The following is a 17,613-nucleotide window of genomic DNA, read 5'->3' as shown; positions in this document are numbered from 1 at the left end:
GATCGGATATGGATCAAATCTAACGCGCAGCATGCCAGCGCGCCAAGGCAGTCGGCTTAACCTGCTCAATCACGCCAAAGCGCTGTAGGACTTCGCACTCTTTCTCGTTAACCAACATCTGTCGATACTCTTGCCTCAACTCGCCCGAATCCAGGCTGGCCAACCAGCGTCGGTAATGCACATTGAGCCTTCTCTCCGGATGCAGGGTACGGATGATTTGGCGACTTTGAATTTTTTTCTCAAAATTTCGATAGCTTAGGATGGGATAGTGGTCCACGACAATGTCTTCAGACACGCGATTGCGCCAAAACATGATGTGCTTGGCACGATGATTGCCCCCGTTGATGTGAAGCAGCCCCACAGGGTTGACGATGACCTTGGGGGCGATCCTCTGCAAGGGCATGGATAACTTCTTCTGGACCTCATATTCCTGAGAGGTGTAGAGAATCGGGTTGATCACGCGATTGCTGCAATGCACATAACCATCGCGATCCTCGCCTTGCGCCTCATCCAGAATGAAGTTGTAGCGTCGGACCGTCACCACTGACTCCTGCGAGGTCAGTTTGCTTTTCAGGGAACTGCCATCATGCGTGCTCCAGAACTCATCGGCGTCGTTGCTGATGACCAAGTCAGCGCCTAGTTCCCTGCGAGCCTGCCGGGCCATGCCCGTCATCCATTCGCTTTGCTTGTATGCCGTCGAGGCATTGTGGACGACGGTCAGGTCGTATTCCTTTTGCAAGATCTTCAGAATTTCTGGCGTCGCGTCGGTTGAACCATTGTCCATGACGATAAAAGCATCCACGCCTTGATCTGCATGGAAACGGATGTTGGTTTCTATTGTGTCCTCCTCGTTTTTGACCAACAGTGTCATGACTAGCTTCATGGACGTCCTTATAATTTGTCGACAATTTTTTGTTGCCCGTCATCACGGGTTTGGAATCGACACCGGAGAATGAACTCGTGATTGTTTTTTGCGCAAAAGCCCTCGCTCAGCGAACCTATTTTAACGAGCTGGGTAAGTTCATGGGCGAGGCTTTCGTGGTGATGCGTCCTTCACCTTTGAAGTGGCCCTCCCTCTCGGATCTGCTGTCGCCCCCCGAAGCGCTGCTTACTGATTGCATGTCCTATGCCATCAAAGACTATCGTGCGGAACGCGATGGAAAATCCCCAGGCCCGATCTGGATGGCGATGCAACGGCTGATCTTTCGCTGGCATTACGCTTGTGACCGCAGAACCATGCGGCGACTCTCCCCCAGCTTGGCCGTGATCTGGAACGGCTTGAAACCGCGCCGCTACATTTTTGCAGAGGCCGCTCGACGGGACAACATCCCCTGCGCCTTCATGGAGCATGGCTTTTTGCCCAACACAACCGTTTGCGACGGCAAAGGAATCCACGAGCGGAATTCGGTACCGCGTGATCCGGCATTCTTTCGGAACCTGCCGCCAGCGCCAGCCCCGGAGGCTGCCCAATTGGTCGCTCGCCGGGTCAAGACCGCCAGGCAATCCTCGGGACGTGAATTGCCGAAACGTTACGTCTTCATCCCGTTTCAAATCGACACTGATTCGAAGATCATTCTGTTCTCCCCCTGGATTCAGAACATGCGCCATCTGTTTGATGAGCTTCGAGCTCTATCAGACAAATTCCCGCAATACCAGTTCGTCTTCAAGGAACACCCCTCCAGCCACAAGACTTACGGCGATCTGCATTCGCTGCTGCCGGCGGACAGGGGGTTTTTCGCCAATGAATACCCGACTCAAACCTTGATCGAAAATGCCGAAGCGGTCATCACCATCAGCTCCACGGTCGGCATTGAAGCCATGCTGTACAGCAAGAAAGTCATTGTCATAGGACAGGCGTTCTACGATCTTCCCGGCCTGACGCTCTCGGCTCGCAGCGGGCCTCAGTTGGAAAAGGCCTTGACTCAACTGGAGCAGTTCACACCCGATGAGCAGTTGCGGCGCAATTTCCTGACCTACCTGAAAGACGATTACCTCATTCCTGGAAATCGCCAAGTAAAAGCAGACGATGCGCATTACGCGCGCATAAAAGCACGCCTGCAATCGTTGCGCCCCACCCCACGATACTGAAATCGATTCCGGTCAATACATTTTTTTCTTGTCGCCCTTGGGCCGGGTTTTGAAGCGTTTGTGCACCCAGTAGTACTGGGCCGGCATGGTGGCAATGACTCCCTCCAGCCAACGGTTCATGTACGCCGTATCCGCCGCTTCGTCATCTGTCGGATAGTCGGTCCAGGCTGGGTGCACTTCAATGTCGTAGCCGATCTTGGTCAGGCGAGCCGTCACCGGAACCACCTTGGCCTTGCCCAGGCGGGCAAAGCGTGGCAATGAAGGCACGGTCGCGGTGTTCACACCGAAGAAGGGCACAAAGACGGAATCCTTGCGCCCGTAGTTCATGTCTGGCAACAGATACAGCAAGCCGCCAGCCCGCAGCGTGGCGACGATCGACTTGAGACTGCCGTCCTTGCGCTCAAAAAGTCGCACATCGCCAAAACGCATCCGCCCCTTGCGCAGCCAGGCATCGGCCACCTTGTTGCGTTGAGGCATGTAGATGCTGGCGATGGGCCGATTGATCTGCTGACTCACCGCTGCGCCCGCGGCGTCAAGACCAAAAAAATGCGGTGCAAAAATCACCGTGGGCGCGTCTCCCTGTAGATCATGCACCGCACCCGTCAATCGCAATCGTCGACTCACCACGTCTGACTTGCCATGCCAAAGCCAGGCGCGATCCAGCAGGGTTTGCGCGAAATAGACGCAGCAGGCCCGGGCCCAGCGCCGTCTTTGAGCCAGCGGTTGGTCTGGAAAACACAAAGCGAGGTTGGTCATGACGATGCGCCGACGCGACCCCACGAACACATAGAGCAAAAGCCCCAAGACAGAACCCAAACCGCGCACGCAACTCAGTGGCAAAAGCGCAATGAGGCGCAGGCATTCAATTCCCAACCTCGCCCACATCAGACAGACTCCTTGCGTGGCTGCTTGTACCGTGAGTAACCCCATAAGTACTGACCTGGACTGCTGAGTATCAACTGCTCCATGGCTTGGTTGACCATGGCCACCGCCGCAGCCAGGTCATCAGGCAGTTCTTGTCGCATAGGCAGGGCATGAAACCGGTACCCTCGCCCCCAACTCAGGCGCTCGCCACGCACTAGCAGAATCGATGCGCCCGTTTGCTGCACCAAACGGGCCGAGAGGGTCATGGTGTAAGCCTCCCGCCCAAAGAACGGTGACCACACTCCTAGCCCTTCGGGCGGCACCTGATCTGGCAACAGACCGACGCACTGACCGGCGCGCAGAGCCTTCAGCATCTGCTTGACACCGGCCAGCGTGGTTGGAGCGGTCAACAGATGCTCCCGCTGCCGGGCCGTTGCCACGACCTCACGCAGATAGGGCTGCCGCGAGGGACGGTACAGCACGGTGATTGGCTGCACTGCACCGAATCTCTTGGCGTATTCCTGGGGAATCATCTCAAAACAGCCCAGATGGGGTGTGAGTATCAGAACGCCCTTGCCTGCATCCAATGCCTGCTGTACCAACAGTTCCGCGCCCTTTGCCCATTGCACTGGTACCGCCCCCCCAAACCACAAGCGAGGTGTTTCCATCACCATGCAGCCCGTCTGGCCTATGGCTGTAAGGCCATGCCGCCAATTCAATCCCGCCTGCCGGATGTTGGCAATGAATCGGCGTCTGTAGGTGGGAGACGCACTGAACACCAGCCACCCCAGAAGCCAGCCTACGCCGTGAAGCACCACCAAAGGCCACCTGGACAAGAAGCGAAACAGCAAAATCATGAGGTGAGAGAAGAATTTTCCAGGCTAGAATGACCGCGTCGCTGAGTTAAATGAGCAACTTGCAGGGCGACATAAAACAATTCTGCTAAAGCGTTCGCCCTGAACTCCAGGCCAGCGCCGCAGCAAATACCGGAGTTTATTCAATGGCGAACGACTACCTCTTCACTTCCGAATCCGTTTCCGAAGGCCATCCCGACAAAGTGGCTGACCAAATCTCGGATGCGATCCTGGACGCAATCTTCGCGCAAGACCCCAAGAGCCGGGTCGCCGCCGAAACGCTGACCAACACTGGCCTCGTGGTCCTGGCCGGTGAAATCACCACCAACGCCAACGTCGACTATATCCAGACTGCGCGCGACACCATCAAGCGCATCGGCTACGACAACACCGAATACGGCATCGACTACAAGGGTTGCGCGGTGCTGGTGGCCTACGACAAGCAGTCCAACGACATCGCCCAGGGCGTGGACCATGCCAGCGACGACCACCTGAACACCGGCGCCGGTGACCAGGGTCTGATGTTCGGCTACGCCTGTGACGAGACGCCGGAGCTGATGCCCGCCCCCATCTATTACGCGCACCGCCTGGTCGAGCGCCAGGCCCAGTTGCGCAAGAGCGGCAAGCTGCCCTTCCTGCGCCCGGACGCCAAGAGCCAAGTGACGATGCGTTACGTGGACGGCAAGCCGCACAGCATCGACACCGTGGTGCTGTCCACCCAGCACAGCCCCGACCAGAGCGAAAGCGCGACCAAGCTCAAGGCCAGCTTCTACGAAGCCGTGATCGAGGAAGTCATCAAGCCCGTGCTTCCCAAGGAATGGCTCAAGGACACGCGTTACCTAGTCAACCCGACCGGCCGTTTCGTCATCGGTGGCCCGCAGGGTGACTGCGGCCTGACCGGTCGCAAGATCATCGTCGACACCTACGGCGGCGCCTGCCCGCACGGCGGCGGCGCATTCAGCGGCAAGGACCCGTCCAAGGTGGACCGTTCCGCCGCCTACGCGGCGCGTTACGTGGCCAAGAACGTGGTGGCCTCAGGTCTGGCCAAGCAATGCCAGGTGCAAGTGGCCTATGCCATCGGTGTGGCCAAGCCCATGAACGTGACGGTCTACACCGAAGGCACGGGTGTCATCGCCGACGACAAGATCGCGGCGCTGGTGAACGAGCACTTCGACCTGCGACCCAAGGGCATCATCCAGATGCTGGACCTGCTGCGCCCGATCTACCAGAAGACCGCCGCCTACGGCCACTTCGGCCGCGAGGAGCCCGAGTTCACCTGGGAAAGAACCGATAAAGCTGCGGCTCTACGTGCAGCAGCCGGGCTGTAAGCCAGCCGCGTGCACTGCACGCGGTTTCATCGGTTCTTCGGCGCAGACTAACTTCGCGCAGCGACGTTAAAGCCCGAAGGGCTGGCCGAAGCCAAAGGGTCGCGTCCATCCATGAGCACGTCTCACCCCCACAGCTACTACGCCGCGTCCCGCCACCCCCAGGTGGCGTACCCGGCTCTTGCCGGGCAGGTGGATACCGACGTCTGCGTCATCGGCGCGGGCTACACAGGGCTGTCCACCGCGCTGCACTTGCTGGAACATGGCTTCAAGGTCACGGTGCTCGAAGCCGCTCAGGTCGGCTTCGGTGCCTCCGGCCGCAATGGCGGGCAGATCGTCAACAGCTACAGCCGCGACATCGATACCGTCGAGCGCCAGGTCGGTGCGGAGCCCGCCCGCCTGTTGGCCGCCATGGCCTTCGAAGGCGGACGCATCATCCGGGAGCGCGTGGCCAGGTACGGCATCGCCTGCGACTTGAAAGAAGGCGGCGTGTTCGCGGCCTTCACGGCCAGGCAGATGCGCCACCTGGAAGCCCAGCAAACGCTGTGGGCGCGTCACGGCTACACCCAGCTGGAGATGCTGGATGCCAACGCCATCCGCAACGTGGTCGCGACCGAGCGTTACATCGGCGGTGCGCTGGATCACGGCGGTGGCCACATCCACCCGCTCAACCTGGCCCTGGGCGAGGCGGCGGCCATCGTGTCGCTGGGCGGCGTGATCCATGAACAGAGCCCCGCCATCCGCATCGACCGGGGCTCCGCGCAGACACCTCCCGTCGTGCACACGCCGCACGGCCAGGTACGGGCCCGCTTCGTGGTCGTGGCCGGCAATGCCTACCTGGGCGGCCTGCTGCCGGAGTTGGCCGCCAAGTCCATGCCCTGCGGCACTCAGGTCATCGCCACCGAACCACTTCCGCAAGACTTGGCTCGCAGCCTGCTGCCGCAGGACTACTGCGTGGAAGACTGCAACTACCTGCTCGACTACTTTCGCTTAACGGCCAATGATCGGGGACGCGGGCGCCGTCTGCTGTATGGCGGTGGTGTGGTCTATGGCGCGCGGGATCCGACTGACATCGAGACCATCGTCCGGCCCAAGATGCTCAAGACTTTCCCTCAGCTTGAGGGCGTGAAGGTTGACTACGCCTGGACCGGAAACTTCCTGCTCACGCTCTCTCGCCTGCCGCAGATGGGCCGGCTGGGCGACAACATCTATTACTCACAGGGCTGCAGCGGTCACGGCGTGACCTTCACCCACGTCGCGGGCAAGGTGCTGGCCGAAGCACTGCGCGGCCAGGCCGAACGCTTCGACGCCTTTGGTGCCCTGCCACACTACCCTTTCCCGGGCGGCCGGCTGTTCCGGGTCCCCTTTACGGCGCTGGGTGCCTGGTACTACAGCCTGCGCGACAGGCTGGGCGTGTGAGCCTGATTACAGACCACGGGCAAAACCACCGCGTCAGCCTCAGATCCCGCCTTGCGCCAGCGACGCCAACGCGCGAACCGCAGCCACAGCTCACGCATCAGCCAGCAACATAGCCACATCACCACGGCCGAGAACAGCACATCGCTGAGGAAATGCCCGCCTTGCAGGATGCGGACCCCCCCCAGAACGCCACCAGCGAACCAGCCAATGCGGCGCCAGCGACGACGCGTCGCGGGCGCCCCCCACATGCCCCAGGCCATGTAGACAAAGCCACCCGCCGCATGACCGCTGACAAAAGATACGCAGTCCCCGCATTGCATGCCAGACCTCAGCATCGGGACAAAGGCGTACTCCCCGCCCAGTCCGAGCGTCTGATTAGGGCGCGGCCGGTTGGAAACCTCCTTCACGACGTCATGCACCAGCCAGCCGACACCCAGAGCGGCCGCCAACAGGAGCGCCAGGCAACGCCGCCGCCATGAGCGCGTCACGCGCCAGCGCCCCGGCAAAAACCGCCCCAGAAGCAACGCCAGCAAGGCGGCAACGACAATCCACTGCCCCACTTTGGGGTAGTCATAGATCGTCCGCACCCAAGCCCATTGTTTGGCAGGAAACTGACCGTCGCCAGCGTAGAACCAACCGCTGACCGTCAAATCCAGCGTCGGCCACAAGCCAAACAGCAACACCACCCCCAGCACAAATCCGACCAGATGCAGCAATTCCTGATTGCGCGCGCGGCGCAGTCTGGGGAACATTGCGGAGAGGAACGTGACGCGCATGCTTTTCCCTAGCCGGATTCGGCTTTAGCAGTCAAACCAGTCGGATATTCTCCCCTAACTATGTCAGGATAACGACAGGAGAGGTGGACTGCATGGACGGGGTATTCCCGACTATCGCCCAGTTTTCCAAACCATCTGAAGGCACCTTGTCCTAAGCCAGACGCCGCAGCAGTTCAAGTCGGTCCCTCTGTCTGCGGCGTCACGGGCCTTTGCTGCGTCGCTGGCACGGCCCTCCATCACCACGCCAAGGCTCCTTACCAATCGACCTCATCCCCCAAAAACTTCCGCTTTTGGGCCGAAATGAATGCGCTGTTTGATGACCGGCAGGGCCTTGCGGCGCAAAGCTGTGATTTGATATGTTGCCTGCACGCTGGTCCGACCGCCGACTGGTAGGCGCGCTGATCCTGCGGAATGGCTTCTCGAATCATCCAGGGTAGGAGGCATCGTGACTGCATGCGCAAGGCCTTTGCCAGCATGGCGATGGCAATTGGCGTGGGTGTTACTGACCATCGCGGCCTCGGCGTCGCATGCGGACCCAGTCTTGCGTGTCGTCACCGACAACAACTACCCCCCTTATGTCGTCCTGCGCGCGGACGGGCAGGCCGAAGGCTACATCGTCGATCTCTGGCGACTCTGGGAAAGCAAGACCGGGGTCCGCGTGGACCTGCAAGCCATTGAATGGTCGCAGGCGCAGCGCGCTATCCGCGACCGTGAAGCCGATGTGATCGACATGATATTCCGCACACCGGTGCGTGAACAGCTCTATGACTTCTCCTCGCCTTACGCCACGCTGCCGGTCAGCATCTACGTGGACAGCTCCATCCAGGGCATCCACGACGCTGCCTCCCTCAGCGGCTTCACGATCGGCGTGCAGCGCGGCGACGCCTGCGTGGACGCGCTGACAAGCCGGGGGGTCTCTGACCTGGCCGCCTATCCGAACTACCAGAGCATCCTGGCAGCGGCGAAGGCAGGCCAGATCAAGATCTTCTGCATGGACGACGAGCCAGCCAACTACTATCTGTACCTGCATCGCGACCAACTCAACTTTGGTCGAGCGTTCCAGTTGTACGAAGGTCAGTTCCATTGGGCGGTCAACCGAGGCGACATCGCAACGTACGAATTGGTCGAGCGAGGCATGCGCCTGATCACCGCCGAAGAGCGCGCGCAGCTGCACGACAGATGGTTCAGCCAGCCTTTCCAGTACCGTCCTTACCTGCGCATCGCCATGATCGCCATGCTGCTGGTGCTGGGCCTGGGTGCGGCTGGCGGCCTCTGGATCCGCATGCTGCGGCGCTCCGTCAAGCACAGGACCGCCGAGATTCAGCACAAGCATCAGCAACTGGAGGGCGCCGCCCAGGAACTGCGCGTGGAACGGGCTTTGCTGCGCGCCATCATCGAAAGCAGCCCGGACGCCATGATGCTCAAGAGCCCGGAAGGCGTGTACCTGGATTGCAACACCGGTGCCCTTGGCCTGCTGAACCTCAAACGCGAACAGTTGCTGGGCAAGACCGACCAGGATCTGCTGACCGACAAGGCCTTCGTGCATTTCGTCCAGGGCAATGACCAAGAGGTGCTGCAGGGCGGCAAGCCGCTGCAATACGACACCACCTTCAGGACCCAGGATGGCGGCACGCGCGACATCGAGATGGTCAAGGTGCTGGTGCACGACGCACAGGGTGCGCCCGCGGGCATCCTGACGATCGGGCGTGACATCACCGAGCGCCACCGCTCGGAGCACGAACTGAGGATCGCCTCGGTGGCCTTTGAAAGCCACGACGGCATGATGATCGCCGACGCCAACGGCGTGATCGAGCGCGTGAACTCCGCCTTCACCCGGATCAGCGGCTATTGCGCCGAGGACGCCATCGGCAAGACACCCCGCTTGCTGCAGTCCGGCTTGCACGAGCCCTCTTTCTATCAGGCGCTCTGGACCGCCCTCAAGCGCGACGGGCATTGGCAGGGTGAAGTCGTGAACCGGCACCGCGAAGGCCATCTCTACACGGTGCGCCTGTCCATCACGGAGGTCACGGATGCGGCAGGCCGTACCCTGCGCTACATCGGCAATCTGCAAGACATCACCGCTGAACGGGACGCGCGCGCGCTGGCCGAGCGGCTGCGGCTCTTTGATCCCCTGACGGGTCTGCCCAACCGGCTGCTGATCGAAGACCGCATGGGCCACGTCCCCGACCGAGGCGCGGAACCACAGGCCCTCGATGCCGTGATGATGATCGACCTCGATCTGTTCCAGAAGATCAACGACTCGCTCGGCCATGTGATTGGCGATCAGTTGCTGATCGAGATGGCACGGCGCATCAGCGAGATCGCACGTGAAGGCGACACCATTGGCCGCTTCAGCGGTGACAGCTTCGTGCTCGTCGCCAAGAACCTCGGCCTGGAACGACAGGAAGCGGCCCAACGCGCCCAAGCGTTGGCCGAAGCCGTGCGCTGCGCCGTCGAAATACCCCTGGCGCTGGCCGGGCATCGCCTCGTCTGCACCGCCTCGGTGGGCATCACTCTGTCGTCCAGCGAACGGTCAGATCCTGGCACCCTGCTGCGCCAAGCTGAGCTGGCGATGTACAAGTGCAAGAAGGAAGGACGCAACACTGTGCGCTTCTTCGAGGAGGCGATGCAGATCGAGATCGATCGTCGCCGCGATCTTGAACACGAGCTGCGCGAAGCCATCGAACGGGGCCAGCTCGTGCTTTATTACCAATTGCAAGTGGACGCGCAGGGCCGCCCTGTGGGCGCCGAAGCCCTGATGCGTTGGGTTCATCCGCGCCGCGGACTCGTGCCACCTGCGGACTTCATCCCCCTGGCCGAGGAAACCGGCCTGATCGAGCCGATCGGCCAATGGGCGCTGTCCACCGCCTGCCATCAACTGGCTCGGTGGGCCGGTCGGCCCGAGACCAGCCACCTGACCGTGGCAGTCAACATCAGCCCGCGACAGTTCAAGTCGCCCACCTTCGTGGACGACATCATGACCAAGATCCGGCGCGCGGGCATCCCGGCAGAAAAACTCAAGCTGGAAGTGACGGAGAGCACCGCCATCGACGAGTTCGACGTCTCGATGAGCAAGCTTCAGGCCCTGAGAGCCTGCGGCTTCATGATTTCGCTGGACGATTTCGGCACCGGCAACTCCTCGCTCAACTACCTGACCAAGCTGCCGCTGACGCAGCTCAAGATCGACAAGTCCTTCGTGGACGACCTGCCGGCCAGCCACCGCGACGCCATGGTGGCGCAGACCATCATCGCCATGGGTCGGGGCCTCGGACTGGACGTGATCGCCGAAGGCGTGGAGACCGAGGCCCAGCACCGCTTCCTGGTGGAACAGGGATGCCAGGCCTTTCAAGGCTATTTCTTCGGACGACCGCAAGCCGTGGAAGCGTTCGAGGCCAGCCTGCAGACGCTGGGGCGCCAAAGTGCGGAGCAGACACTGGAAACAGGCACATGACGCGGCACGTTGCCACGCCCCGGATCTTTGGTCTGAGCCGTCTCGGCGCCCTGCTCGGCGGCCTGGCGCTGTCACTGCCCGCAGCCGCCCTCACCCTGGTCGTCGCCACGGTCAACAATGGGCACATGCTGCAAATGGCTTCGCTGAGCCCCGAATTCGAGCGTGCCCATCCGAACATCAAGCTGCGCTGGATCACCCTGAGCGAAGCCCAGCTGCGCAAGGCGGTCAGCAGCGATATCGCGACGCAGGGTCGCCAGTTCGATGTCGTGACGGTCGGCATGTACGAGGTACCGATCTGGGCGCGCCAGGGCTGGTTGACGCCGATCCACACCACCCCAGAGATGGAGCCCCAGGATCTGCTGCCCAACATCCGGGAAGGCCTGTCGCACCAGGGCCGGCTCTACGGCGCGCCGATCTATGGCGAAAGCTCCATGCTGTTCTATCGCAAGGACCTGTTCGCCCGCGCCGGGCTGTCCATGCCCGCGCAACCCACCTGGTCGGACATTGCCCATTTCGCGGCCCGGCTGCATGCCCCGAAGGACAAGGTCTACGGCATCTGCCTGCGGGCGAAAGCCGGTTGGGGCGAAAACATCACCTTGCTCACCACGATCGCGAACACCCATGGTGCCCAATGGTTCGACATGCAATGGCGCCCGCAGTTGCAGACCCCGGCCTGGCACGAGGCACTCAGCCTCTATGTGAACCTGCTGCGTCGCTACGGCCCGCCCGACGCGGTTCAACGCGGCTACAACGAGAACCTGGCGCTCTTCCTCGCCGGGCGGTGCGCCATCTGGGTCGACGCCACCGTGGCGGCAGGTTTTCTGGCCGATCCCGGACAAAACCCCCATGCGCAACAGGTCGGCTTCGCCCCGGCCCCCGTGGGGACCACCCCCAAGGGCGCGCGCTGGCTCTGGGCCTGGGCTTTGGCCATCCCCTCGGACATCGACGCGGCGCACACGGAAGCGGCCCAGACCTTTGTGGCCTGGGCCACGTCGCGCACCTACATCGAGCAGGTGGCGGCCCTGCGAGGCTGGGGTCTGGTGCCTTCGGGCACGCGCGTTTCAACCTACGCCAATCCGCGCTTCCAGCGTGCCGCGCCCTGGGCCAGCCATGAGCTCGCCGCCATCCGCGGCGCCGACCCGCGCAACGCCACGCTGCCGCCCAGCCCCTACCTCGGGGTGCAGTTCGCCACGATCCCGGAATTCGCGGCCATCGGAGACGAAGTGGGCCAGCGCATCGCGGAGGCGGTGGCCGGCCACCTGAGCGTGGACGAAGCGCTGGCCCTCAGTCAGCGTGCCGCGCAGCGGCGCATGCTGAGCGCGACGCCCCCCTGAAGACCCGCGGCCGATCCAGGATGAAGGGCACGCGTATGGGCGGGTCTCGACACACCCCACGCCTCTTCTGGACTTGCTCAGTGGAAATCCCGGCTCTGCGTGGCCAGACGTCCCAGCCAGGGCGTCCGGTCCTCCAGGTGCTTCGCGATCAGATGGCACACCGCGCCCTCGCGCTGCCAGGTGCCGTGCACGACCAGCAGGCGCGCGGACAGCAACACCTCGCGCTGCTGGTCGCGCAAGGCCTTCCAGACGATGACCTGCACATTCCCGGTCTCGTCTTCCAGCGTCACGAAGACCACGCCCTTGGCCGTGCCCGGCTGCTGCCGGGCCATGACCAGTCCGCAAGCCCGCGCAGGCCGTCCGCTCGGCCAGCCCAGCAAGGCCTGTGCAGTCTGCAAGCCCAGGCGAGACAGGCGCGGGCGCAGCAGCGCCAACGGATGCCGCCGCAGCGTGAGGCCGGTGGCTGCGTAGTCGAAGACGATCTCCTCGCCCTCCGGCGCGACTTCCAGCGTCAGCGTCGGCTCGTGCACTGGCGCGCCGCGCAGCAAGGCCGGCGCGGCGTGCAAGGCCGAGGCATCCCAGACCTGCTGGCGCCGGTGGCCCGACAGGCCCATGAGCGCGTCGGCGCTCGCCAGGGCATTGAGATCCAGCGCATCGAGCCCCGCACGCAAGGCGAGGTCTTCGGTGTTGAAAAACGGCCCCTGGGCACGTGCCTCGGCGATGCGCCGCGCGCTTGCGTTCTTCAACCCTGCAACCAGGCACAAGCCCAGGCGCACGGCCGCTTGGGTGGCGGGTCGATGGCCGATTCCGGCCTCGTCCTGCGGCTCCAGCGTGCAGTGCCAATCGCTGTGCAGCACGTCCACGGGCCGAACCGTCACGCCATGGCGCCGCGCGTCCTGCACCAGTTGCGACGGACCATAGAACCCCATGGGCAAGGAATTGAGCAGCCCGGCCAGGAAGGCCGCGGGTTCGTGGTGCTTGAGCCAGGCGCTGGCGTAGACCAGCAGCGCGAAACTGGCCGCGTGACTTTCCGGAAAGCCGTATTCGCCAAAGCCCTCGATCTGCCGGAAGATGGCCTCGGCGAATTCGCGCTCGTAACCGCGCGCCGTCATGCCCTCGCTCAGGCGCTGCTGGAACTTGTCCACGCCGCCCTTGCGCCGCCAGGCGGCCATGGCGCGGCGCAGTTGATCCGCCTCGCCCGGCGTGAAGCCTGCCGCGATGATGGCGATCTGCATCACCTGTTCCTGGAAGATGGGCACGCCCAGGGTACGCGCCAGCGCCGGACGCAAGGCTTCATTGGGCAGGGCCAGGGGCTCACCGCGCCGCTGGCGCTCGCGCTGCTCCAGGAAGGGGTGGACCATGCCGCCCTGGATGGGTCCGGGGCGCACGATGGCGACCTCGATCACCAGGTCGTAGAAGCAGCGCGGCCGCAGGCGCGGCAGCATGCTCATCTGCGCGCGGCTCTCGATCTGGAACACGCCCACCACGTCGGCGCGGCAGATCATGTCGTAGGTCTCGGGGTCTTCGGGCGGAATGTCCTGCAAGCGAAACTTCCGCCCACGCCACTGGCTCACGAAATCCAGCGTGCGGCGGATGGCGCTGAGCATGCCCAGGGCCAGCACGTCCACCTTGAGCAGGCCCAGCGCGTCGATGTCGTCCTTGTCCCACTCGATGGTGGTGCGCCCTTCCATGGCGGCGGGCACCACGGGCACCGTGCGCGTGAGCTTGTCGCCCGTGAGCACGAAACCGCCGCTGTGCTGCGACAGGTGGCGCGGAAACCCAAGCAGCGGTCGTGTGAGCTCGAGCAGCAGACGGATCGGTCGACTGTCCGCATCCAGCCCCAGCGCCCGCAGACGCTCATGGTTCACCTCGCGCCCGTCCCACCACTGATGGGCCTTGGCCAGTGCGTCGATCATGTCCTCGTCCAGGCCCAGGGCCTTGCCCACGTCGCGGATCGCCCCGCGCGCGTGGTAGGTGTGCACGGCGGCCGTCAGCGCGGCACGGTCCCGGCCGTACTTGGCGTAGAGGTACTGGATGACCTCCTCGCGCCGCTGGTGCTCGAAATCCACGTCGATATCGGGCGGCTCGTTGCGCTCCTTGCTGATGAAGCGCTCGAACAGCACGCTGGTGCGCGCCGGGTCTACCTCGGTCACGCCCAGGCAGTAGCAGACCACCGAGTTGGCCGCGGAACCCCGGCCCTGGCACAGGATGTTCTTGTCACGCGCGAAACGCACGATGTCGTAGACCGTGAGGAAGTATTTCTCGTAGCGCAGCTCGCTGATCAGCGCCAGCTCGTGCTCGATCTGCCGCCGCACCGCCACCGGCACGCCTTGCGGGTAGCGTGTCTGCGCGCCTTCCAGCGTGGCGCGGCGCAGGTAAGAAGCCGGCGTCTCGCCCTCGGGCACCACCTCTTGCGGGTACTCGTACTTCAGCTCGTCCAGGCTGAAGTGGCAGAGCCCGGCCAGGCGCACCGTCTCGGCCAGCAGCGCCGCCGGGTAGAGCGCGGCCAGGCGCTGGCGCGAGCGCAGATGCGCCTCGGCATTGGGCTGCAGGTCAAAGCCGCACTCGGCCACGGGCCGGCCCAGGCGGATGGCGGTCATCACGTCCTGCAGCGGCTTGCGCGAGCGCACGTGCATGTGCACCCCGCCCGCTGCCACCAGGGGTACGCCGCAGCGCGCCCCCGCGGCCTGCAACTCGCGCAGCCAGAACTCGTCGTCCAGACTCTGCAGCAGTTCCACCGCCAGCCAGCCATGTGGCATGAACCTCGCGCGCAACCACTGCAGCTGCCTGTCCAGCTGCGCCGCGAAGTCGGGCGAATCGGGCTGCAGGCCGTCGCGTTGAGGCACCAGCAAGGCCAGCAAATCGCGGCTGTCCAGTGTTGGAGGGGGCCAGTTTTCCATGTGCAGCCGGTAGCGCAGGCCGCGCTCCCGCTCGCGCGGCGTCACCGTATGGTTGCGCGCCTGGGTGATCAGCTCGCACAACTGTCCATACCCCGCGCGGCTGCGCGCCAGCAGCACCAGCGTGAAGTGTGCTTCACCCGCTTGGGCATCGGGCACCTCCACCCGCAGCTCGGCGCCGATGAGCAGGCCCAGGCCCAACCGTTTGGCCTCGCCATGCGCGCGCACCACGCCAGCCATGCTGCACTCGTCCGTGATCGCCAGCGCGCTGTAGCCCAGCGCATGCGCGCGCGCCACCAGCTCTTCCGGCTGTGAGGCTCCACGCTGAAAACTGAAGTTACTCAAGGCATGCAGCTCAGCGTAAGCGGGCAGCGTCGAACCAGCCGTGGCCATGGACATGAGGTTGCGGGCGGAGCTATCCATAAATCCCTTGTAGAAACCAGGCCAGCTCTCCTCCACCGCGGCGCCGGTACACCCAGAGCAGACCCGCTTGCGGGCTGCGAGCAACGTAGTAATCCCGCAAAGCCAGTTCCTCGCCCTCCACTTCAGCAGCGGCGGAGAAACTCCACCAACCGGTCTCCAGTCGCTCGGGGCCGGCCAGCATGCGCAGCGGCCCCTGGTAGAGCGGGCGGTCACCCTGCATGTCCAGGCGCAGCGGTTCGCGCAGGATCCAGGCGGGATGCAAGCGCAGGTGTGGCGGCAGCGCAGGCGTCGCTGTTTTTGTTTTCGCCGCAGGCTCGCTCGCGGCGAACCAGGCTTGCATGTGCTGCGGCCGATGGTCGGCCAAGACACGGCCACGCAACACGCGGTGCGGGCCCAGGCGCGCGGCCAATCGTTCGATGAGCTGCGCCAGCGGCTCGCCGTCCTTCACGTCCCCGGGCAGCAGGCTGGTGTTGTCGGCCTTGAAGGCTTCGGTTTCGGTGGCGTCCAGGCGGATGGCCTGCACCGGCGCGGGCAACTGGATGCGCGCGAGGTGCTCGCCCAGCAGCCGGGCCAGGTGGCGCGTGTCGCGTGTGGCGGCACCGGTGCGCAGGTCCAGCTGGCCGTTGCGCAATTCGCCCCGGCGCACCAAGTCATGCTCCCAATGCAGGGTGAAGGCCAGCACGCCCCGCTGCCGCGCCTGCAGCCAGCCGACCAGTTGCCCCAGCAGGCGCCGCGCGCCGAAGAGCAGGCCTTCCGCTGTCTCGACGCGCCCCGTGAACTCCAGCCTGGCGCTGAAGCGCTCGGGCAGCGCGATCCAGTCCTGCGCCTCGGGCCGCTGGCCGTAGGCGCGGTCCAGTGCCTCCAGTAAGGCCGCGCCGAAACGGCGCGAGACACCGTCACGCGGCAAGGCCCGCAGTTGCCCCAGGGTGCGGCATCCCAGGCGCGCGAGCACGGGCGCATGCGCGCGCGCCGCACTCAGGTGCAGCAGCGGCAAGGCATCGAGCGTGGAACTCAGGTGGCGTGTGGCGCAGGCCACGGCCGGAATCACCGCAGGAACGGCCTGCGCGTCGAGCGCGGCTTCTTCTTGCGGCACGGTGCGCAACAGGGCCAAGGCGGCCAGGGCCGTGGGGGCGACGGCCAAGGCCGCAGCCTCTGCCTCGGGCAAGGCCGCGCGCAAGCGATGCAGCAGCGCGCGCCGACCGCCGTACAGCCGCAGACTGGCCTGCACCTCCAGCAGCACCGCCTCTTCCAGCATGCAGACCCGGGGGCTGAACTGCAAGGCCCACCAGGCCAGGGCTTGCTGCTCAGGACCGGGCGGGGGTTCATGCGGCGACGGGCTGCTGGGCGCGGTGCCAGGCGTGAGACGGGGTCGCAGGGCGCACCACAGCATGAGGGGGTTCCTCCGGGAGGCGACGCCGGCGCAGCGCGGCCGTGACGGGCAGCGGCGCGGCGAGCGTGAGGGCATGGTCCAGGGCGGGACCACGGCGCTTGAACAATTCCACGCTGAGCCCCGGCGCCCCCCCTCAGCGCCTTGGGGCGCGGCCTGCAGGGTCAGGCGCAAGGGCGCGGGGGAAGATTCATGCCGCGCGGCGATCGGACGCAAGGCGAACACCAGCGCCTGCGTGGCCGTGCTGGCCAGTTGCAAGCGGCGCAGTTGTTCGGGACGGGCCCGCGGCAACCAGCTCAGCAAGGCGCCCAGCTCGCGGCCGCGCAGCACCTGCTCGGTGGCCCACAGGCGTTCGGCCGCCGAGTGGGCGTCCACGCGCAGCAGTTGCCGGGCGGGGATACCCAACAAGCTCAAGACGGGCAAGTTGGGCAGTTGCGGCGCTCCCACCAGCACCAGAGGACCGTGCGCCACGGCCTGGCGCAAGGCGGACAACAGCAACCGCCATTCATGCAAGCCCGGCTGGGCCTGCAGGATCTCGGTCAATTGGCCCAGGGGCCAGCCTTGGCCGGGCAGTTCGGGGTCCAACTCGCCATGACCGCTGGGCACATAGGTCTGCCGCACGCGGGCCAGTTCGGCCGCGCGCCACACCCCGTCCAGCGCCGCCAGCCGTGGCGAAGGCACCTGCGAGCTGACCAATGCCTGGATGCCCATGAACTTTGCCCCGTTCAAATACTGTAATTAAATACAGTATACAGCCATCCAGCAATGGCGGGGCAAGGTCTGTGCCGCGCTGCA

11 protein-coding genes are annotated in these 17,613 nt (G+C 64.3%); 5 read left to right on the top strand and 6 right to left on the bottom strand.

Features of this window, described 5'->3' with window-relative positions:
- Positions 1-19: 19 nt before the first annotated feature.
- Positions 20-871 carry a glycosyltransferase family 2 protein gene (locus DW355_RS07895; RefSeq protein ID WP_165493148.1) on the bottom strand — a complete coding sequence of 284 codons (852 nt, stop codon included), beginning with the start codon at positions 869-871 and terminating at the stop codon, positions 20-22.
- A gap of 44 nt (positions 872-915) precedes the next feature.
- Between DW355_RS07895 and DW355_RS07890 the strand changes: the two genes are divergently transcribed.
- Entirely contained in the window at positions 916-2,088 is a 1,173-nt protein-coding gene (locus DW355_RS07890; RefSeq protein WP_131279046.1) for a capsular biosynthesis protein, read from the top strand.
- Between the two features lie 12 nt (positions 2,089-2,100).
- Here the strand turns inward: DW355_RS07890 and DW355_RS07885 are convergent, their stop codons facing one another.
- Together DW355_RS07885 and DW355_RS07880 are read right to left on the bottom strand one after the other, a co-directional pair.
- Positions 2,101-2,973, bottom strand: a complete 873-nt coding sequence (locus tag DW355_RS07885; RefSeq protein WP_131282483.1) for a lysophospholipid acyltransferase family protein — start codon at positions 2,971-2,973, stop codon at positions 2,101-2,103.
- Positions 2,973-3,809, bottom strand: coding sequence for a lysophospholipid acyltransferase family protein (locus DW355_RS07880; RefSeq protein ID WP_131279044.1), 837 nt, complete (start codon positions 3,807-3,809; stop codon positions 2,973-2,975). Before DW355_RS07880 ends, DW355_RS07885 begins: the two co-directional genes overlap by 1 nt.
- 143 nt (positions 3,810-3,952) lie before the next feature.
- Between DW355_RS07880 and metK the strand changes: the two genes are divergently transcribed.
- Together metK and DW355_RS07870 are read left to right on the top strand one after the other, a co-directional pair.
- On the top strand, positions 3,953-5,134 hold the full coding sequence (metK, locus tag DW355_RS07875) for a methionine adenosyltransferase (RefSeq protein ID WP_131279042.1): 1,182 nt from the start codon (positions 3,953-3,955) through the stop codon (positions 5,132-5,134).
- Positions 5,135-5,245: 111 nt separating this feature from the next.
- On the top strand, positions 5,246-6,550 hold the full coding sequence (locus DW355_RS07870) for an NAD(P)/FAD-dependent oxidoreductase (protein ID WP_131279040.1): 1,305 nt from the start codon (positions 5,246-5,248) through the stop codon (positions 6,548-6,550).
- On the opposite strand, the gene DW355_RS07865 is transcribed toward DW355_RS07870, so the two are convergent.
- Positions 6,520-7,326, bottom strand: a complete 807-nt coding sequence (locus DW355_RS07865; protein WP_131279038.1) for a phosphatase PAP2 family protein — start codon at positions 7,324-7,326, stop codon at positions 6,520-6,522. The genes DW355_RS07870 and DW355_RS07865 overlap by 31 nt on opposite strands.
- 541 nt (positions 7,327-7,867) lie before the next feature.
- On the opposite strand from DW355_RS07865, the gene DW355_RS07860 reads away from it, so the two are divergent.
- Entirely contained in the window at positions 7,868-10,777 is a 2,910-nt protein-coding gene (locus DW355_RS07860; RefSeq protein ID WP_242671333.1) for an EAL domain-containing protein, read from the top strand.
- Positions 10,774-12,111, top strand: coding sequence for an ABC transporter substrate-binding protein (locus DW355_RS07855; RefSeq protein ID WP_131279034.1), 1,338 nt, complete (start codon positions 10,774-10,776; stop codon positions 12,109-12,111). The genes DW355_RS07860 and DW355_RS07855 overlap by 4 nt, the downstream gene beginning before the upstream one ends.
- A gap of 77 nt (positions 12,112-12,188) precedes the next feature.
- Here the strand turns inward: DW355_RS07855 and DW355_RS07850 are convergent, their stop codons facing one another.
- Together DW355_RS07850 and imuA are read right to left on the bottom strand one after the other, a co-directional pair.
- Positions 12,189-15,431, bottom strand: coding sequence for an error-prone DNA polymerase (locus tag DW355_RS07850; protein WP_278249377.1), 3,243 nt, complete (start codon positions 15,429-15,431; stop codon positions 12,189-12,191).
- Positions 15,424-17,547: a translesion DNA synthesis-associated protein ImuA gene (gene imuA, locus DW355_RS07845; protein ID WP_165493147.1), complete on the bottom strand. Its 2,124-nt coding sequence runs from the start codon at positions 17,545-17,547 to the stop codon at positions 15,424-15,426. Before imuA ends, DW355_RS07850 begins: the two co-directional genes overlap by 8 nt.
- Between the last annotated feature and the right edge of the window lie 66 nt (positions 17,548-17,613).

The sequence above is a fragment of the Hylemonella gracilis genome (genome assembly GCF_004328645.1).
GTDB classification, from domain to species: Bacteria; Pseudomonadota; Gammaproteobacteria; order Burkholderiales; family Burkholderiaceae_C; genus Hylemonella; species Hylemonella gracilis_B.
This window is presented reverse-complemented; position numbering and strand designations above follow the sequence as displayed.